At 60.3% G+C, this 18,177-nt stretch carries 16 protein-coding genes; 9 read left to right on the plus strand and 7 right to left on the minus strand.

Features of this window, described 5'->3' with window-relative positions; all coding sequences use genetic code 11:
• Window positions 1-172 precede the first annotated feature (172 nt).
• The 4 genes from ugpB to ugpC are packed head-to-tail and all read left to right on the plus strand — an operon-like array spanning window position 173 to window position 4,341.
• Window positions 173-1,486 (plus strand): sn-glycerol-3-phosphate ABC transporter substrate-binding protein UgpB, encoded by a 1,314-nt coding sequence (ugpB, locus tag MN186_RS03425; RefSeq protein ID WP_242111524.1) that lies wholly within the window; start codon window positions 173-175, stop codon window positions 1,484-1,486.
• 57 nt (window positions 1,487-1,543) lie between these two features.
• Window positions 1,544-2,425: a sn-glycerol-3-phosphate ABC transporter permease UgpA gene (gene ugpA, locus MN186_RS03430; RefSeq protein WP_242111526.1), complete on the plus strand. Its 882-nt coding sequence runs from the start codon at window positions 1,544-1,546 to the stop codon at window positions 2,423-2,425.
• Between the two features lie 20 nt (window positions 2,426-2,445).
• Window positions 2,446-3,282 carry a sn-glycerol-3-phosphate ABC transporter permease UgpE gene (gene ugpE / locus MN186_RS03435; protein ID WP_242112729.1) on the plus strand — a complete coding sequence of 279 codons (837 nt, stop codon included), beginning with the start codon at window positions 2,446-2,448 and terminating at the stop codon, window positions 3,280-3,282.
• 3 nt (window positions 3,283-3,285) lie between these two features.
• Window positions 3,286-4,341 (plus strand): sn-glycerol-3-phosphate ABC transporter ATP-binding protein UgpC, encoded by a 1,056-nt coding sequence (gene ugpC / locus MN186_RS03440; RefSeq protein WP_242111531.1) that lies wholly within the window; start codon window positions 3,286-3,288, stop codon window positions 4,339-4,341.
• A 10-nt stretch (window positions 4,342-4,351) separates the two neighbouring features.
• Here ugpC and MN186_RS03445 read toward each other — a convergent pair whose 3' ends face one another.
• Entirely contained in the window at window positions 4,352-5,089 is a 738-nt protein-coding gene (locus MN186_RS03445) for a GntR family transcriptional regulator (protein WP_242111533.1), read from the minus strand.
• Window positions 5,090-5,274: 185 nt separating this feature from the next.
• On the opposite strand from MN186_RS03445, the gene MN186_RS03450 reads away from it, so the two are divergent.
• The 4 genes from MN186_RS03450 to MN186_RS03465 all read left to right on the plus strand — a co-directional run bounded on the left by MN186_RS03450 (window position 5,275) and on the right by MN186_RS03465 (window position 8,983).
• The gene (locus MN186_RS03450; protein WP_242111535.1) at window positions 5,275-6,279 is read left to right on the plus strand and encodes an SIS domain-containing protein; all 1,005 of its coding nucleotides are present in this window, start codon (window positions 5,275-5,277) and stop codon (window positions 6,277-6,279) included.
• Window positions 6,276-7,193 (plus strand): ROK family protein, encoded by a 918-nt coding sequence (locus MN186_RS03455; protein ID WP_242111539.1) that lies wholly within the window; start codon window positions 6,276-6,278, stop codon window positions 7,191-7,193. Before MN186_RS03450 ends, MN186_RS03455 begins: the two co-directional genes overlap by 4 nt.
• Before the next feature lie 39 nt (window positions 7,194-7,232).
• Window positions 7,233-8,357, plus strand: a complete 1,125-nt coding sequence (gene nagA / locus MN186_RS03460; RefSeq protein WP_242111552.1) for an N-acetylglucosamine-6-phosphate deacetylase — start codon at window positions 7,233-7,235, stop codon at window positions 8,355-8,357.
• 143 nt (window positions 8,358-8,500) lie between these two features.
• Complete coding sequence (locus MN186_RS03465) at window positions 8,501-8,983, plus strand: fasciclin domain-containing protein (protein WP_242111554.1); 483 nt, start codon at window positions 8,501-8,503, stop codon at window positions 8,981-8,983.
• 82 nt (window positions 8,984-9,065) lie between these two features.
• Here MN186_RS03465 and MN186_RS03470 read toward each other — a convergent pair whose 3' ends face one another.
• Window positions 9,066-9,518: a hypothetical protein gene (locus tag MN186_RS03470; RefSeq protein WP_242111559.1), complete on the minus strand. Its 453-nt coding sequence runs from the start codon at window positions 9,516-9,518 to the stop codon at window positions 9,066-9,068.
• 226 nt (window positions 9,519-9,744) lie between these two features.
• On the opposite strand from MN186_RS03470, the gene MN186_RS03475 reads away from it, so the two are divergent.
• Window positions 9,745-11,628, plus strand: coding sequence for an SLC13 family permease (locus MN186_RS03475; RefSeq protein WP_242111561.1), 1,884 nt, complete (start codon window positions 9,745-9,747; stop codon window positions 11,626-11,628).
• Between the two features lie 4 nt (window positions 11,629-11,632).
• Here MN186_RS03475 and MN186_RS03480 read toward each other — a convergent pair whose 3' ends face one another.
• The 5 genes from MN186_RS03480 to bcoG form a co-directional block, all read right to left on the minus strand.
• On the minus strand, window positions 11,633-12,418 hold the full coding sequence (locus MN186_RS03480) for a carnitinyl-CoA dehydratase (RefSeq protein ID WP_242111570.1): 786 nt from the start codon (window positions 12,416-12,418) through the stop codon (window positions 11,633-11,635).
• A complete protein-coding gene (locus MN186_RS03485; protein ID WP_242111573.1) occupies window positions 12,419-14,452 on the minus strand; it encodes an acetate--CoA ligase family protein in 2,034 nt (677 codons plus the stop codon).
• Window positions 14,453-14,714: 262 nt separating this feature from the next.
• Window positions 14,715-15,875 carry an acyl-CoA dehydrogenase family protein gene (locus MN186_RS03490; RefSeq protein ID WP_242111576.1) on the minus strand — a complete coding sequence of 387 codons (1,161 nt, stop codon included), beginning with the start codon at window positions 15,873-15,875 and terminating at the stop codon, window positions 14,715-14,717.
• Window positions 15,875-17,269, minus strand: coding sequence for a carnitine 3-dehydrogenase (locus MN186_RS03495; protein ID WP_242111577.1), 1,395 nt, complete (start codon window positions 17,267-17,269; stop codon window positions 15,875-15,877). The genes MN186_RS03490 and MN186_RS03495 overlap by 1 nt, the downstream gene beginning before the upstream one ends.
• Window positions 17,266-18,177 carry a 3-dehydrocarnitine:acetyl-CoA trimethylamine transferase BcoG gene (gene bcoG / locus MN186_RS03500; RefSeq protein ID WP_242111580.1) on the minus strand — a complete coding sequence of 304 codons (912 nt, stop codon included), beginning with the start codon at window positions 18,175-18,177 and terminating at the stop codon, window positions 17,266-17,268. The genes MN186_RS03495 and bcoG overlap by 4 nt, the downstream gene beginning before the upstream one ends.

Consider the following 18,177-nt stretch of genomic DNA (forward strand, 5'->3'; position numbering starts at 1 on the left):
TTGTGCTGTTGGTTCTCGCTAGCTTTATAATCTAGTGTTATAAAACTGTTACAGCAAATACTCTTGCATTATGTCATACGTGATGTAACCCTTTTGCCAGACACGCAACAAAGCCTTTTTTGGGTGTGCGTGGATGACTGGGAAATGCACCGCTTGGTGCGAGGAGGATGAAGTGAAAAAGATCGTGTTTGGCGCACTTGCTGCCGCAACCACTGCGATGTCCCCGATCGGGGCCTATGCGCAGACAGAAGTTCAATTCTGGCACGCCTTTACCGGTCGCTTGGGCGAGCTTGTGGCCGCGCAGGTCGAAGAGTTCAACAACAGCCAAAGCGACTACAAGATCGTCGCCAGCCACAAGGGCAACTATTCCGAAACGCTGAACGCCGGGATCGCCGCCTTCCGCGCGGGCGAACAGCCACATATCCTGATGGTGTTCGAAGTGGGCACCGCAACAATGATGGCAGCCGAGGGCGCGATCAAGCCGGTTTACGAAGTGATGGCCGAAAGCGGGGCGGAGTTTGACCCCGACGCCTATATTGGTGCGGTCAAAGGCTATTACACCACAACCGACGGCCAAATGTTGTCCTTGCCGTTCAACTCGTCCACGCCCGTTCTGTGGGTGAACCGCGACGCGATGGAAGCGGCAGGTGTGGACCCTGACACCGATCTGTCGACCTGGCAGAATGTCGACGAGGTGCTGGGGCAGTTGAAAGCCGGCGGCGAAGATTGCCCGCTGGTCACCGCATGGCAAAGCTGGATCCATGTTGAAAACCTGTCAGCCTATCACGATGTGCCGTTTGCCACCCAGGAAAACGGCTTTGCCGGTCTGGACACCGAGCTTGCGTTGAACGGCGAAGCACAGGTGGCGCATTTGGCCAAGATGGGCGAATGGGCCAAGGATGGCGAATTCATCTATACCGGCCGTCGCAACGAAGGGGGCGCGAACTTCCGTTCGGGCGAATGTGCGCTGTTCACCGAAAGTTCGGCGGGTTATGCTGGCATCAAGGACGAAGCCGAGTTTGACTTCGACGTGCGCCCGCTTCCCTATTGGGAAGGGGTCGGCAATGCGCCGCAAAATACCATCATCGGCGGCGCGTCCCTTTGGGTGATGCAAGGCCACGAGGCCGAGGAATACAAGGGCGTCGGTGAATTCCTGTCCTTCCTGTCCTCGACCCCGGTTCAGGCGAAATGGCACCAGGATACCGGTTATCTACCGATCACCACCGCAGCGGGCGAAGCCACCCGCGAGGCCGGTTTTTATGAAGAGAACCCCGGCACCGATGTGGCTGTGAAGCAGATGACGGCAAACGAGCCAACCGCCAATTCCAAAGGTATCCGTCTGGGGTCGTTCGATCAGATCCGCGGTATCATCGACGAAGAGCTGGAAGGCGTCTGGGCAGGCGATAAAACCGCGCAAGAGGCGATGGATAGCGCCAAGGAACGCGGCGATGCGCTGCTGCGCCGGTTTGAGCAAGCCAACAAGTAACCTAACCATCAAAAAGGCGGGCCATACCGGCCCGTCTTTGCTATTTCGAGGGCCAAAATGGAAAAACGCGTCACATTCCGGGGGTGGCTTCTGCCGCTATGCCTGATTGCCCCGCAGGTCATCATCTCGGTCGTGTTTTTCTTTTATCCGGCGGGGCAGGCGATCTGGCAGTCGCTATTCATTCCCGACCCTTTCGGACTGTCGATGCAGTATGTTGGCTTGGGCAATTTCGAATATCTGCTGTCGGACAAGTTTTATCGCGCGTCCTTCGTGACGACGGGCGTTTTCTCAGTTCTTGTCACGCTCGCCTCGATGATCCCGGCGCTGTTTCTGGCGGTGCTGGCAGATCGCTTGATCAAGGGGTCGGGCGTCTATCGCACGCTTCTTATCTGGCCTTATGCGGTCGCGCCCGCCGTCGCCGGTGTGCTGTGGCTTTTCATGTTCAACACCCGCGTGGGCGTGGTGTCCTGGTATCTGGGGCAGTTGGGATATGACTGGAACCACGTACTGAACGGCAGCGAGGCGATGGGGCTGGTCGTTGTCGCCTCGGCCTGGGGGCGGATCAGCTATAACTTCCTGTTCTTTTTTGCCGCCCTGCAAGCGGTGCCTCGTTCTGTGATCGAAGCTGCGGCCATTGACGGCGCGCGCTTCTGGCGGCGTTTCTTCACCATTGTCTTACCGCTTCTGTCGCCCACCACGTTCTTCCTGCTGGTGGTCAACGTGGTTTATTCTTTCTTTGAAACCTTCGGCGTGATCCACACCATCACCTCAGGCGGGCCGCAGCAATCGACGACGATCCTTGTTTACAAGGTCTTTGCAGATGGGTTTGTGGGGCAGGATCTTGGCTCATCTTCTGCACAGTCGGTGATCCTTCTTGTCGTGGTCGGGCTGCTGACCGTATTGCAATTCAAGTTTGTCGAGAAAAGGGTGCATTACTGATGGCGCGCGAACATCATGGCATGGTGGAAAAACGTGGGGCAGGGCTGTGGCTGACTCACGTTCTGATGATCCTTGGCGTTTTGGTGATCTTTTTCCCGATCTGGCTGGCTTTTGTGGCCTCGACCGTCACGCAACCCGAGATCGTGCGCCCGCCAATGCCGCTTTGGCCGGGTAATCAGTTCCTTGCAAACTACAAGGCGGCATTGTTTTCCGGTGTGAACGTGCCGGTTGCGACGATGCTGTTCAACTCGCTGGTGATGGCGATTGGCATTGCGGTGGGCAAGATCATCATTTCGCTTCTGTCGGCCTTCGCGATCGTCTATTTCCGATTTCCGGGGCGCAATTTCTTTTTCTGGATGATCTTCCTGACCCTGATGCTGCCGGTCGAGGTGCGGATCGTCCCGACCTACGAGGTTGTGGCAGGCTTCGGGATGCTCAACAGCTATTCCGGGCTGATCTTCCCACTGATCGCGTCGGCCACCGCAACCTTCCTGTTTCGCCAGTTTTTCCTGACTATCCCCGATGAATTGGCCGAGGCCGCCCGCGTCGACGGCGCCCGCCCGATGCGGTTCTTCTGGGATATCGTCGTCCCGATGAGCCGCACAAACGTCGCCGCCCTGTTCGTGATCCTGTTCATCTATGGCTGGAACCAATACCTGTGGCCGCTTTTGATCACCACGGACCCCGAAATGAACACCATCGTCATGGGCATCAAGCAGATGTTCCCGTCTGGCGATGACGTGGCGGATTGGCCGGTCATCATGGCGACCTCGATCCTTGCGATGATCCCGCCCGTGATCGTCGTGGTGTCGATGCAAAAACTCTTCATTCGTGGCCTTGTAGATAGCGAGAAATAATCAATGGCAACCGTGACGCTGAAAGACATCAAGAAAAGCTTTGGCCCAGTGGACGTGATCCACGGCATCAGCGCCCAGATCGAGGACGGAGAGTTCATCGTGATTGTCGGCCCCTCGGGCTGTGGCAAGTCCACGCTCTTGCGCATGGTGGCGGGGTTAGAAACCGTGACCTCGGGCGAGGTGCTGATCGGGGGCGAGCGCGCAAATGACAAGGAACCGATGGATCGCGACATCGCCATGGTGTTCCAGAACTATGCGCTTTATCCGCATATGTCTGTGGCGCAGAATATGGGCTATGGGCTGAAGATCGCCGGGATGCCGAAGGATGAGATCGCCCGCAAAGTGCATGAAGCGGCGGAATTGTTACAGCTTGAGGCTTTGCTGGATCGCCGCCCCAAGCAATTGTCCGGCGGGCAGCGTCAGCGCGTCGCCATGGGGCGCGCGATTGTGCGCGAACCAGCCGTATTTCTGTTTGACGAGCCGCTGTCCAACCTTGACGCCAAGCTGCGCGTCCAGATGCGGCTGGAAATCAAAGAGTTGCAATCAAAGCTCGGCATCACCGCGCTGTATGTGACCCATGATCAGGTCGAAGCGATGACGATGGCGGACCGGATGATTGTCATGAATGCAGGTGTGGCCGAACAGATCGGCACCCCGCTTGAGGTCTATGAGACCCCGCGCACGCTGTTTGCCGCACAGTTTATCGGCAGTCCCGCGATGAACATTCTGGATGCAGAAGTGCAGGGCGGGCAGGTGCGGATCGGTGACGCGCAAGTGGCCAAGACCAGTTATCGCGATGGGCCGATCAAGCTGGGCATTCGGCCTGAACATGTCACGGTGGACGACGCTGGCCCGCTGGCCCTGTCGGTCGATCTGTCCGAACCACTGGGCGCCAACACGCTGCTGCATGGCCGCTTGCAGGGGTCAAACGCGGCCTTCACCGCCAGCTTGCCGGGCGTCCATCCCCTGCAATCGCGGGGTCAGGTCACGCACCTGTCCGTTCAACCGGGGCACGCGCATCTGTTTGACCCCGACAGCCATTTGCGGATCGAGGATTAATCCTCCCCGGTCAGTCCAGCCGCAGCTCGGACACGAAATCGTATAGATCCGGGCGATACAGGCCGCTGGTGAACTCAATCGGGCGTCCGGTGGGCAGGTATCCGGTCCGCTCGATTTTCAGAACAGCCGTGCCTTGGGGCAGGTTGAACACCAGTGCATCCGGCGCGGTCAGGTTGGTTGCGGTCACACGCTGAATGGCGCGGGTCGGCGCCTGACCCGAGGTGCGCAGCACTGTATAAAGCGACAGATCGACCCGGTCAGGTTGGGGCAGAATGTCAGCGGGCAATGTTGATTGTTCCAGCGCCATCGGCGTTCCATCCGCCCGCCTGAGCCGCGTCAGCCGTGCGACCTGATCACCTGCCGACAGCCCCAGCGACAGCATCTCGGCGCTGGTGGGGCGGTGAAGTCCGTGCGACAGTGTTTCGCTGGTCGGAGTCATGCCGCGGGCCTGCATGGTTTCGGTAAAAGACACGAGCGAGGACAGAGATTGCTCAAGCTTCGGGGCGGGTGGGCGCACGAACGAACCCGCGCCGTGACGCTGCTCGATCAGCCCGTCGGCGGCAAGCTGGCCGATGGCTTTGCGCACTGTCACGCGGCTAACGTCAGCGGCGCGCGCCAGATCGCGTTCGGGTGGAAGGGGATCACCGGGCGCCAGATCGCCGCAGTCGATTGCCGTCCGTATGAGGCGGTGCAATTGTAAGTATCGCGGGCCGCGTCCGGGGCGAAACCAGTTTGAGGGTATATGCATTGGACGTCCCATCTTTGGTATCTATTAATAATACCAATAATGGCCTAGGCGCAAGCTGTACACTCCAGGTGGCTATATTGGTATTATAATGGTATCTATAGGGGCAAAATTTGCTATGCAGGGGGGACCTTCGATTCGTGGCCCAGCCAAAAGGCACGGTCCCCATAGCTATGGAAGATGGAAAAATGAGCATTGAGACAAAGCCCCATGGGCATCTGATGGCCGCCGAAAGTGCCGAGGCGATGGACGTGTTCTGCCGCACCGCGACCCAATCCATCGATGCGAATGGGCTGGCGCAGGTCAAGGCGATCTTCACTATCGCGCGCGGGTCGTCGGATGCGGCGGCCAATATCCTTTCTTACGAGTTCATGCGCGAACTGTCCGTGCCCGTTACCTCGCTACCGCCATCTGTGTTTTCACTGGGCAAGGGGGTCTGTTTTGACAATTTCGGCGCGCTGGTGATCAGCCAGTCGGGCGCCAGCGACGATTTGGTGCGCGCCGCGAAAGGAGCGGGCGCAAACGGCGCCAATGTAGTCGCGATCACCAACAAACCCGACAGCGCGGTTGAACAAGCGGCGCACACCACGGTGCCTATCGGCGCAGGCGCCGAATTGGCGGTGCCCGCCACCAAGACCGTGATTGGATCGGTCGCTGCGGGTATGGCCCTGCTGGGCGGCATCGCGCACGAGTACCGTGCGCGGGTTCAAACGTCAGTTGCCAGTTTGAAGGATGCGCCCGGCACGCATCCGCACGCCAAGGCGCTGCAAGCCGCGCTTCTCAGGGCGCGCAATGTTTATGTAATCGGGCGGGATACCGGTTTTGGTGCGGCGGAAGAGGTGGCGCTGAAGCTCAAGGAATGCTGCGCGCTTCATGCCGAGGCCTATTCAGCATCCGAAGTGCTGCACGGCCCCCTGCAACTGGCGACAAATCCGTTGATGGTGCTGATCCTTGATACCGGCGCCGACAAGATACAGACCAGCCTTGACCAGGCCGAAGCCCGGTTCCGCGCGGTTGGCTGTGATGTGCACCGGATTTCGCCCGCTGATCTGGATTTGGTGGACCTTACCCCAGCGGCGGCGGCGGCTTATCTTCTGGCGCTGATGTATCCAGTGGTCCTGAACACTGCGCTGGCCCTGGGGCTGAACCCGGACGCGCCTGAAACGTTGTCCAAGGTGACACAAACCACATGAGCCACGCGGCGGGTATCGACCTTGGCGGCACCAAAATCGAGGTGCAGGTGTTTGATGCCGATTGGCGCGTGATCGGGCGCAACCGAGTACCGACTCCGGCTAACTATGACGCGCTGATCGCGGCCTTGGCAGGGCAAGTGCAGTGGGCCGACGACATGGCTGGCGGCGTGGTGCCGGTTGGGATCGGGGCGGCGGGGCTTTTGAACCCCGCGACCGGGCGGGTGCTTAGCGCAAACCTTGCCGCTTCGGGTCAGCCTTTGCCGCGCGATATTGCAGCAGCCGTTGGCCGTGAAATTACCTTTCTGAACGACGCCCGCGCGATGGCCTTGTCCGAGGCTGTGTTCGGCGTGGGACGGGGGCTGGGCCGTGTTGCCTCGGTTATTCTGGGCACGGGCATCGGCGGCGGCGTCGTTCTGGACGGCGTGCTATTGCATGGCCCGACCCTTACGGGTGGCGAGTTTGGTCACATCGCAGCCCCCGCGCATCTGGTGGCGCGTCACGGCCTTCCAATTTTGCCCTGCGGCTGTGGCCGCGCGGGCTGTATCGAAAGCTTCATCGCGGGCCCCGGCCTTGCCCGTCTTGCCCATGCGCTGACCGGCGAGGCTCTTGACCCCCGCGACATCTCGGCTCGTCGCCGTGGTGATATGGCACCCGTCTGGGCGCTGTGGTGCGATCTGACGGCAGAACTTTTGCACATGTTGACCTTGACCCTCGACCCTGACCTGATCGTGCTGGGTGGCGGGTTAAGCCGCATTGGCGGTGTCATCGATGATTTGTCAGCGGCCAGCGCCCGCGCGCAATTCGGCGATTTTCGTGCGACCCCGTTGGCCTCGGCCGAAGGGGGCGACAGCAGCGGTGCGCGCGGTGCAGCTTATGCAGCGTGGCAGGCGCAGGCGGGCCGGGCACATGTCTGACGACGCAATACGCCACTATCTCTATTTGGATGAGGCCCCATGAAAGACCAATGGATTACCCCCAATCGCCTGTTTGACGGGCGCACATTGTCGACCGGAAAGGCGTTGCGGATCAACGACGGCTGCGTTGCAGATATCGACGACGCCCCCAAGGACGCAATCCCCGTGCGGGGCCTTCTGTCGCCCGGGTTCGTAGATTTGCAAGTCAACGGTGGGGGCGGGGTGCAGCTGAACGCGACCCCCACGGTTGATGGGTTGGGCGCGATCGCCGCCGCCCATCGGCGGTTCGGCACCGTCGCGGTGCTGCCCACCGTGATCACCGACACGCCCGATGTGATCGACCGTGCCGCAGACGCCGCGATTGCCGCGAAAGGGCAGCAGGGCATCTTGGGCCTGCATATCGAAGGGCCGCATATCGCGATGGCACGCCGGGGCACCCATGCGCCCGACAAAATCCGCCCGATGGATGCGCGTACAATGAACACGGTCGCGCGCTTGCGCGCGGCGGATGTGGGCGTGATGATCACCGTTGCGCCCGAGGCCACGACGCCCGAACAGATCGCACAGCTTGGACAGATGGGCGCGGTCGTGTCCTTGGGTCACACGGATGCGAGCTTCGAAATGATGGAGGCGGCCTTCGCCGCTGGTGCGCGTTGCGCGACGCATTTGTTCAACGCGATGTCGCCGATGACGGGCCGCGCTCCGGGCGCGGTGGGGGCGGTCATTAACTCGACCGCCTATAGCGGCATTATTTGCGACGGCCATCATGTTGCGGACCAGATGATCGCCCTGGCCATCCGCGCCCGGCCCGTGCCCGAACGGATGTTTTTGGTATCGGACGCGATGGCAACGGTGGGCGGGCCGGATCACTTCGACCTTTACGGGCAGACGATCCGGCTGAAGGATGGTCGCCTGATCAACGACGAAGGCAACCTGGCGGGCGCCCATGTAACCCAAGCCGACGGGGTCTGGCGGCTGGTGCGCCGGGTTGGCCTATCACTGTCCGATGCGCTTTCCATGGCGACCTCGATCCCGGCGGACTGCATCGGTCAGCCCGCGTTTGGTGGGCTTGACGGGCGCCGCATCGAGGATCTGATTTTGCTGGATGATGATATGAAGATCGCAGTTGACCTTGGTTCATTGCTGTCGGGCATGGTGGATTGAGGCCCTGAATTGGCAACAAACTGCCGAATTTGGCAAGATTACGTGCAGCCAAGAAAATATTTACAAAGCGAAGTGATCCGTTTCCAAGGCGGGGCCGTATTGCTGATACGACTTCCAACTGGGACTTAAACAAAGGAAATACGATGCTTCGCAGAACTTTTCTTTCGATCACCACCGCCGCTTTGCTGGCAACGCCTGCCATGGCCGACAACCACTCCAAGGATATCGTGGACACAGCCGTTGAGGCGGGCAGCTTCACCACCCTCGTCGCTGCGGTCGAAGCCGCAGGGCTTGTGGAAACTTTGAAAGGTGACGGACCATTCACCGTGTTCGCGCCCACAGATGATGCCTTCGCCGCGCTGCCCGAAGGCACAGTCGAATCGCTTCTGATGCCGGAAAACAAGGACCAACTGACCGCGATCCTGACTTATCACGTCGTGCCGGGCAAGGTCATGTCTGGCGACATCGCGGGCCAGTCCTTGGATGTTGAAACCGTCAACGGTGCCAAGGCGATGGTCGATGCGACAGACGGCGTGAAAATCGACGGCGCGAATGTCGTTCAAGCGGATATCGAGGCCTCGAATGGTGTGATCCACGTAATTGATGCGGTGATCATGCCGAAATAAGCCGACCGGCTTATTGCGAGGTGCCCGGCAGCGATCCCCTTGCTGCCGGGCATTTTTTTGCTTTATCGAATGATAGTGTCGTTCAGTGATAATCAGTCGCGTAATCTGGTGTGAAAGCGGGCCGGATCTGTAGTGCTTCATTCGGAATATCAGAACGAACCACTGTTGTATTAGCCTTCAAGCTAAGCACGCTTAGATTTTCCGCCTCTGTGGCCACGCGCTTCATGCCGCTGTCATCCGCCTTCGGGACAGCCAATACCATTCCACGCAACTGACCTTCCGGGCCGAACATCAACTCGACGACGCGGCCCGCAATCTTTGAATTCGGGTCGTATACAGGGGCACCCAGGATGGGGTTAAGGTCATCGTGATAAAGGTTCAGCTGCGCCGCCTCCAACCCCGCTGAAGCAGGGGCAAGGGCGGCGGGTGCCGGTTCAGGTGCTTGCGTCCCGGTGTTGGGCAGACTTTGGAAAGCCATTGCCGACAATGCGGACGCTGCCGTGATGGTGAAGGCGAACGGGAGCAATTTTTTCATACGTTTCTGTCTCATGCCTTATCAACGGCATGGCGATGAAATGGTTCCAAATCTGTAAAATAGTATTAAAAACAGCCGGTTACATCGTATATCACGTTGCCCGAAATCGGGGGCGGGCACCCTAACTGTATCCTGCGCACCGGAAAAAATTGATTTTTCACAAATGCTTGCCCTAAGCTGACCGAACGGCAACGTGAAGGATCGCCGATCAGATCAAGGGGGCAGGATGGATCCGATAGTGTTTTCGCTGGAGATGGCTGTCGTCTGCGCGATGCTGGCGTTCACCGTGTTTCTGTTTGTGTCCGAGATTGTGCGGATTGACTTGGCCGCGATCCTGATCCTCGTCATTCTTGGCATCCTCAGCTATCTGCCCGCCATGTCCAACCTGGCCGAGGTCAATCACCTGTTTGACGGGTTCGCGTCGAATGCCGTGATCTCGATCATTGCGGTGATGATCGTGGGCGCGGGGCTGGACAAGACCGGGCTGATGAACAAGGTCGCGGCCACGATCATGAAGCGGGGCGGCGCAACCGAGGCGCGCATTCAGCCTATTGTGGCTGGCACGGTCGGTATCATTTCCAGCTTCATGCAGAATGTGGGCGCGGCGGCGCTTTTTCTGCCGGTCATCAGCCGGATTTCAACCCGCTCGGGCATTCCGTTGAACCGGCTGGCGATGCCGATGGGGTTCTGCGCAATCCTTGGCGGCACGATGACCATGGTTGGCTCGTCCCCTCTGATCCTGTTGAACGATTTGATCGACACAGCGAATACCAGCTTGCCGGACGCGCAGAAAATGCCGTCCTTCGGATTGTTCTCTGTCACCCCCATTGGTGCGGTTCTGATCCTGTGCGGGATCTTGTATTTTCTGCTGTTGGGGCGTTGGGTGTTGCCTGAACATGCCTCGGCTGACCGCGCGTCAGTGGGGCAGGGGATGTCGGCCTATCTCAAGCGCGTCTACGGCATCAAGGCCAATGTGTACGAGGTTGATGTGCCCGCCGACAGCCCGTTGGTGGGGCAAATTCTTGCGGATGTGAACCTTGAAAATAACCTCTACATCATCTCGACCTTCTATCGCGGCAAGACCTCGATGGTGCAGGTGCTGACCGCCGAGATTGCCGCCCCGTGTCGCCTTGCCATCATTGGCAAAAGAAAGGTGGTCGAAGCCTTTTCCGAGAAATACGGCCTGTCGATTTTCCCCGAACTGGACGTGTTCGTCGAGGAATTCGCCCCCACCAATGCGGGCATCGCCGAGATCGTCATTCCGCCCGAAAGCAAGCTGATCGGAAAATCCCCGCGCGAGCTTGTGTTGCGCAAAACCTATGGTCTGTCACTGTTGGCAATTCACCGCGGCGAAGAAACCCTGAGCCATGTTGAAACCGATGAACACAAGCCCACTGCCATCGGGTTGGTTGAGTTTCAGGTGGGCGACATGCTGGTGGCGCACACCCGTTGGGACAACCTGACCCAACTCAAGGAAAACCGCGATTTTGTCATCATCACGTCGGATTTCCCGCAAGAGGAGTTGCGGCCCCACAAAGTAGGCTGGGCGCTTTTGTTCTTTGCAATCTCAATTTCGATGATCCTGTTTACGGATATTCGGCTGTCTTTGTGTCTGCTGACCGGGGCTGTCGGGATGCTTCTGGCGCGCGTGATTTCAATCGACGAAGCCTATCAGGCGGTGGGCTGGAACACCGTGTTTCTGCTGGCCAGCCTCATCCCCTTGGGGCAAGCGGTTCAGAATACCGGCACGGCAGAGTGGATCGCGCAGCAAATCTTGACGCTTCTGGATGGCTGGCCGCTATGGGCGCTGCAAACCGGCATCGCGATTCTGTCCACTGCGTTCTCACTGGTCATGTCGAATGTGGGGGCGACGGTGCTTCTGGTGCCGCTTGCGGTGTCGATTGCTGTGGCCGCCGGGGGTGATCCTGCGATTTTTGCCCTGACCGTGGCGATTTCCACGTCAAATTCGTTCATCATCCCGACCCATCAGGTGAATGCGCTGATCATGGGCCCGGCGGGCTACAAGGTAAAAGACTTCGTCAAAAGCGGAGGGATCATGACGGTGATCTTCCTTGTGGTGTCACTCGTCATGCTGAACGTAGTCTTCTGAGCCGTCACTTGCCCTTCCACACCGGGTCGCGTTTCTCAGCAAAGGCGCGCGCGCCTTCCAACTGGTCTTCTGAGCGATAGAGCTTTTCGACGGTTTCAAACTGGCTTTTGGTGATCCGGTTCATCGCGTCCTGAAATTTCATATCCTCGGCCTCGCGCACCACCTCCTTGATCGCCGCATAGACCAAAGGCGGACCAGAAGCCAGCAGGGCCGCCAGCTTGCGCGCCTCGGCCATCAAGTCGGCGGCGGGGTGGATGTGGTTGATCATGCCCCATCGCGCGGCTTCGTCTGCGTCCAGCCAGCGGCCGGTAAACAACATCTCCATCGCGATGTGATAGGGGATGCGTTTGGGCAGTTTGATGCTGGCGGCATCTGCCACGGTGCCGGACCGGATTTCCGGCAGCGCAAAACTGGCATGATCGGCGGCCAGAATGATGTCGGCAGACAAAGCCAGCTCCAACCCACCGCCGCAGCAAATACCGTTTACGGCAGCAATGACCGGCTTGTTCAGCCCGCGCAATTCCTGCAAGCCCCCAAACCCGCCCAGCCCGTAGTCACCATCGACTGCGTCGCCATCCGCAGCCGCTTTCAGGTCCCAACCGGGGCAGAAGAATTTTTCGCCCGCGCCGGTGATGATCGCAACACGTAGGTCGGGATCGTCGCGGAAATCGGTGAATACTTCGCCCATCATGCGGCTGGTGGCCAGGTCGATGGCGTTGGCCTTGGGGCGGTCCAGCGTGACTTCAAGCACATGGCCGTCGCGGTGCGTCTTGATGGGGGTGTCGGTCATTCAGATGTCTCCTTCGATCCTGATAAGCGCATCCGCCGCCACAGCGCGGTCGGCGGTGACGATCAGAGGGTTAATCTCGATCTCGTGCGCGGGGGTTGCCATCACAAAGGCCTGAACGGCCATCACGTTGTCAAGCACCGCATCCAACGCGGCGGGCGCAGCCCCGCGATAGCCTGTCAGCAGCGGGGCAATCTTCAGTCGCATCAGCGCGTCGCGCACCTCGGCCCGCGTTGCGGGCACCAAAAGCGACCGGCTGTCCTGCAAAAGCTCGGTCAGGATGCCGCCCGCGGCGACGGTCAGCACATAGCCATGCGCGGGGTCGCGGGTGACGCCGACCAACAACTCGGCGATTGCGCCAGTGATCATCTGTTCGACCAGGAAACTGTCGCAAGCCATAGCATCTGCGGCGTCGCGCACCGCTTGGCTGTCGGGCAGGTTCAGCTTCACTGCGCCTGCCTCAGACTTATGGGCAAGTCCTTCGCCCTTCAAAGCGACCGGGAAGCCGATATCACGGGCCAGTTGCGCGATTCTGTCAGCACTGTCGGCGCGGTGGGCACGTGGAATGACCACGCCGTGCTGGGCCAGCGCGGCCTTGGCCTGCGCCTCGCTTAACATACCGGTGCCTTGAGGGGCGGTCAGAAACAGCGGTTCGGGCTGGGTGCGGGGACGCCCAAGGGTGGCGGCGACCTCGATCGCGTCGATGGCATGGTCAAGACCCGACAGTGGAACGATGCCGTCTTCCACAAGGCCCTGCGCGATGGCCTCGGGCATGTTCTCGGACAGCGTGGCAACGATGCCCATTGGCACTCCGCTGGCCGCGCGGGCCTGTTTCACCGCGTCGATCACAATATCCCACGCCGCCGCCGAGCACCGATCGCTGCGCGGGAAATCCAGCACGACGAAGCCGAAGCCCAAGTCCGGGTCCATCATGGCAGTGAATGTCTGGGTCATGGCCGGGGCATTGCCCCAAATATAGGTATGGTAATCCAAAGGGTTGGCCAACGCCACCATTGGCCCCAAAGCGGCACGCAACAGCAACGTGCGATTGGGGTCAAGCTTTGGAAAACTAACATTCTTGCCGTGGGCGGCATCGGCGACCAGACTGGCCTCGCCCCCTGAACATGACATCGAGGCCACACGGTTTGACGCAAGTGGCCCAGCCACATGGATAAGCTTCAATGCCTCAAGAAATGCGGGCAGCGTTCCGACCTGCCCGATGCCCAGACGGGACAGCAAGGCCCGAGCGCCCGCATCAGTCCCTGCAAGTGACGCCGTGTGCGAGATCGTCGCCGCCTGCGCCTGATCGGACTGCCCGACCTTTAGTGCGATAATGGGCTTGCCCAGCTTGCGGGCCTGTGCAGCCAAGGCTTCCAGCGCCCTAATATCGCCAATGCCCTCGATATGAAGCCCCAATGCGGTGACACGCGGATCATCCAGAAGGGCCGCTCCGATCTGCGCCAGCCCGATCTGGGCCTGATTGCCCGCTGTGACCACATAGGCCAACGGTAGACCGCGTGTTTGCATCGTTAGATTGATCGCCACGTTAGAGCTTTGCGTGATCAGAGCCACGCCGCTGTGACACGGCATTCCGCCATGCTGGTCGGGCCATAGGGCCACACCGTCCAGATAATTCAGAAGTCCATAGCAGTTGGGGCCGAGGATGGGCATATCGCCCGCCGCTTCCAAAAGATCCGCCCCAAGCGCGGCACCGGCAGCGCATTCGCTGCTCGCTTCGGCAAAGCCCGAAGCGAAACAGACTGCACCACCTGCGGAGCGGCCACGCAGGGCACGTACGACCTCAATCGTCGCGTGACGATTGACGCCGATGAAACAGGCGTCGGGTGGGGCGGGCAGAGCGTCGACAGACGGGTATGCAGGCAGATTGGCGAGCGTATCGTGATTGGGGTGCACCGGCCAGATATGACCGGCGAAGCCAACTCTGCGGCATTGTTCGATCACATTCGCACACCACGCGCCACCGCCGATGACCGCGATCGATTTGGGGCGCAGCAACCGGGACAAATCACTTTCCATGATCGCCCCGGTTAGCGACGAGTGGGGTGGTGTGGGGGCGCTGCCCCCCTTGGCCTTTGGCCAATTCCCCCCGGGATATTTTTAGCCAGAGGAAACAACCAATTCTTAACCAATTTCGGACAATGTTGAATTGCGGTACAGGCGGGGACGTCGATGACCGCGCCAGGGGAAACACGATCAGGTGTTTCAGCGCGCGGGGGGACTCAATGGGTCCTCCCGCGTTTCTTCTGGCTCTAAATATCCTCGCCGAAGGCATTGAATCTCATGCTCCCAATGGGCGAAACAGGTCGCGGCTGATGATGTGGCGCTGGATTTCCGACGTGCCGTCCCAGATGCGTTCGACCCGGGCGTCGCGCCAGAAGCGTTCGATCGGAAAGTCGTTCATCAAGCCCATGCCGCCGAAGATCTGCAGCGTGGTGTCTGTGACGCGGGCCAGCATTTCCGACGCGTGGAGCTTTGCCGAAGCGATTTCGCGGTTGGCGGGCAGGTTCTGGTCCAACCGCCAAGCGCCAGCAAGGGTCAGCCAGTCGGCGGCGTCGATCTCGGTGATCATGTCGGCGACCTGAAAGCTGACGCCCTGAAATTTTGCGATGGGTTGGCCGAATTGCTTGCGTTCGGCTGCATAGTTCAGGGCCATATCAAAGCAGCGGCGCGCACGCCCGACGCAGAAGGCGGCCACCGTCAGGCGGGTGGCGTAGAGCCACTCGTTCATCACTGCGAAACCGCCATCAACCTCGCCCAAAACTTGCGCATCGGGCAGGCGGCAATTGTCGAAATCGAGGATGCAGTTTTTGTAGCCCTTATGGCTGACGGATGCATAGCCGTCGCGCACGGCAAAGCCCGGTGTGCCTCGGTCGACAAGGAAGCAGGTGATCCGCTTCTTCGGTCCGCGTGGGGTTTCGTCAACGTCCGTTGCGACGAAAACAATAAAGAAATCCGCATGTTCCGCGCCAGAGATGAAGTGCTTAGAGCCGTTTAGAACCCAATCGCCACCATCGCGCACCGCTGAACATTTCATGCCCCGCACGTCTGATCCCGCGTCGGGTTCGGTCATGGCAAGGGCGTCCATCTTCTCGCCCCGCACGGCAGGCAGCAGGTAGCGGTCGCGTTGATCGCCCGTACAGGCCATCAGGATGTTCTGAGGCCGCCCGAAGAAATGCGTCAGCGCCATCGACCCGCGGCCCAACTCGCGTTCGACCAGCGTGAAATCGAGGTGCGACAGGCCCGCGCCGCCGACCTCTTCGGGGAAGTTGCAGGCATAAAAGCCAAGGTCGATGACCTTCCGCTTGATCTCTTGCCCCAACTCATGTGGCACGTGGCCGGTGCGTTCGACCATGTCCTCGTGGGGGTAGATCTCGTTCTCGACGAAGCTGCGCACCGTCGAGACGATCATTTCCTGTTCTTCTGACAATCCGAAATGCATCAGTTGGCTCCTTTGGCATGCAGGGCGGCGAGCGCTTCGACGCGGGCTTTGACATCGGCGCGGGGCGGGCAGGATTTGCGGGTGCTCAGGTCCACATGCAGCAGAAATTGGTCGCAGGTTGCGAACAGCCCGCCATCCTTCGCGCGCCGCATCTCGTGCCACAGGCGCAGTTTTTTTCCTTCGCCAAGGGTGACGGTGGTGTCCACGAAGACCGCGTCGCCCGCATGGCATTCGTCGATGTATTTGATGTTGGTTTCAGCGGTGAAATAGCTGAGGCCAGTGGCGATATAGTCCGCATCCGCGCCGACATGCGCCATCAATCGGTCGGCGGCGTCCGAGAAGACTTGGCCATAGCGCCCTTCGTTCATGTGGCCGTTATAGTCGGTCCAGTCCACCGGCACGTCACGGGTAATGGTGCGCAGGGGGACGGTGTCGGACATGGCAGGCCACAGGTCCGCTTCGTGTTCGCGGATCACGCGGCCCGCCCCTGAACCCGGCCCGCGGGCCTTCAGGGCGCGCAGCATCGAGACGAGGTTGTCATCGCGCAGGCGCTCCAACTCGCGGATCGACATATGGCCCGATTGTGCGTCGGATTGGCCTGCGATCAGGTCGACCAGTTCATCAGTGAATTCCGGCACGTCCATCAGCTTGGTCCAAGGCCACGTCAGGCAGGGACCGAACTGGGCCATGAAGTGTTTCATCCCAGCCTCGCCACCCGCGACGCGGTAGGTTTCAAACAGGCCCATCTGCGCCCAGCGAAGGCCGAAGCCCATGCGGATCGCGTCGTCGATTTCCTCGGTCGTCGCGATGCCGTCCTTGACCAGCCAAAGTGCTTCGCGCCAAACGGCTTCAAGGAAGCGGTCGGCGATATGGGCGTCGATTTCCTTGCGGACTTTCAGGGGGAACATGCCGACGGTCTGAAGGATGTCGGCTGCACGGGTGCAGGTGTCGGCGTCGCCCACAAGCTCGATCAACGGCAGAAGATAGACCGGGTTGAACGGATGCGCGACAATCGCACGCGCCCCTTTCTCGTTTAGTTCCGAGGGCTTGAAGCCCGATGTTGATGAACCGATGATCGCCGTTTTGGGCGCGTGTTGCATCAGGTCTGCGAAGACCTTGTGCTTTAGGTCCAGCCGCTCCGGCACGCTTTCCTGCACCCAATCGGCATCTGTGACGGCTTGGGCCAGATCGTCGTGATAGGTCAACTGACCCTCGGCAGGCAGCGCGGTTTCGTAGAGGCCCGGCAACGCGCGGCGGGCGTTGGTCAGGACTTCGCCGATCTTGCGTTCGGCCTCGGGGTCGGGGTCGAACACGGCCACGTCCCATCCGTTCAGCAGGAACCGTGCGGCCCAGCCGCCGCCAATTACGCCGCCGCCAATGATTGCCGCCTTCATTTCGGGGCTCGTTTCACAAGGCCAAGTTTCTTGCGCACGTCCTCGGGGCCGATCACGCGGGCGCCCATGCCTTCAATGATGCCACGGGCGCGGGTCACAAGCTGTTCATTGGTCGCAAGCTCGCCCTTGCCAAGCCACAGGTTATCCTCAAGCCCGACACGCACGTGGCCACCAGCCAGCACGGCCGCAGCGACATAGGCCATCTGATTGCGCCCCAATCCAAAGGCCGAGAAGGTCCAGTCGTCCGGCACATTGTTGACCATCGCCATGAAGGTGTTCAGGTCGTCCGGCGCGCCCCACGGCACACCCATGCACAGCTGCACAAGGGCGGGGCTGTCCAACACGCCTTCCTTCTCCAACTCCTTGGCAAACCACAGATGGCCTGTGTCGAAGGCCTCGATCTCAGGTTTCACACCAAGATCGGTCATCATCTGGCCCATGGCGCGCAACATGCCGGGGGTGTTGGTCATGACATAATCCGCCTCGGCGAAATTCATGGTGCCGCAATCCAGTGTGCAGATCTCGGGCAGGCAGTCGGCCACATGGGCGACCCGTTCGGCGGCGCCGATCATGTCGGTGCCGGCTTCGTTCACGGGCATGGGCGCGTCGGTTGGGCCGAAAGTGATGTCGCCGCCCATACCCGCGGTCAGGTTCAGGACCACGTCCACATCGGCGTCGCGAATACGCTCGGTCACTTCGCGGTAGAGTTTCAGGTCGCGCGAGGGCGTGCCCGTCTCGGGGTCGCGCACATGGCAATGCACGATGGCAGCGCCTGCTTTCGCGGCGGCAATCGCGCTGTCGGCGATCTGCTTGGGGCTGCGCGGCACATGGGGCGAACGGTCCTGCGTGCTGCCTGACCCGGTCACGGCGCAGGTGATGAAAACGTCGGTATTCATGGTCAGGGGCAT

Origin of the sequence: Aliiroseovarius sediminis (genome assembly GCF_022678485.1) — a bacterium.
GTDB lineage: Bacteria > Pseudomonadota > Alphaproteobacteria > Rhodobacterales > Rhodobacteraceae > Aliiroseovarius > Aliiroseovarius sediminis.

Excerpts from the sequence above, each read along its gene's own strand:
- ugpA (WP_242111526.1), top strand. The coding sequence starts at position 1,544 with ATGGAAAAACGCGTCACATTCCGGGGGTGGCTTCTGCCGCTATGCCTG.
- ugpE (WP_242112729.1), top strand. The coding sequence starts at position 2,446 with ATGGTGGAAAAACGTGGGGCAGGGCTGTGGCTGACTCACGTTCTGATG.
- ugpC (WP_242111531.1), top strand. The coding sequence starts at position 3,286 with ATGGCAACCGTGACGCTGAAAGACATCAAGAAAAGCTTTGGCCCAGTG.
- MN186_RS03445 (WP_242111533.1), bottom strand. The coding sequence starts at position 5,089 with ATGCATATACCCTCAAACTGGTTTCGCCCCGGACGCGGCCCGCGATAC.
- MN186_RS03450 (WP_242111535.1), top strand. The coding sequence starts at position 5,275 with ATGAGCATTGAGACAAAGCCCCATGGGCATCTGATGGCCGCCGAAAGT.
- MN186_RS03455 (WP_242111539.1), top strand. The coding sequence starts at position 6,276 with ATGAGCCACGCGGCGGGTATCGACCTTGGCGGCACCAAAATCGAGGTG.
- nagA (WP_242111552.1), top strand. The coding sequence starts at position 7,233 with ATGAAAGACCAATGGATTACCCCCAATCGCCTGTTTGACGGGCGCACA.
- MN186_RS03465 (WP_242111554.1), top strand. The coding sequence starts at position 8,501 with ATGCTTCGCAGAACTTTTCTTTCGATCACCACCGCCGCTTTGCTGGCA.
- MN186_RS03470 (WP_242111559.1), bottom strand. The coding sequence starts at position 9,518 with ATGAAAAAATTGCTCCCGTTCGCCTTCACCATCACGGCAGCGTCCGCA.
- MN186_RS03475 (WP_242111561.1), top strand. The coding sequence starts at position 9,745 with ATGGATCCGATAGTGTTTTCGCTGGAGATGGCTGTCGTCTGCGCGATG.
- MN186_RS03480 (WP_242111570.1), bottom strand. The coding sequence starts at position 12,418 with ATGACCGACACCCCCATCAAGACGCACCGCGACGGCCATGTGCTTGAA.
- MN186_RS03485 (WP_242111573.1), bottom strand. The coding sequence starts at position 14,452 with ATGGAAAGTGATTTGTCCCGGTTGCTGCGCCCCAAATCGATCGCGGTC.
- MN186_RS03490 (WP_242111576.1), bottom strand. The coding sequence starts at position 15,875 with ATGCATTTCGGATTGTCAGAAGAACAGGAAATGATCGTCTCGACGGTG.
- MN186_RS03495 (WP_242111577.1), bottom strand. The coding sequence starts at position 17,269 with ATGAAGGCGGCAATCATTGGCGGCGGCGTAATTGGCGGCGGCTGGGCC.
- bcoG (WP_242111580.1), bottom strand. The coding sequence starts at position 18,177 with ATGCCCCTGACCATGAATACCGACGTTTTCATCACCTGCGCCGTGACC.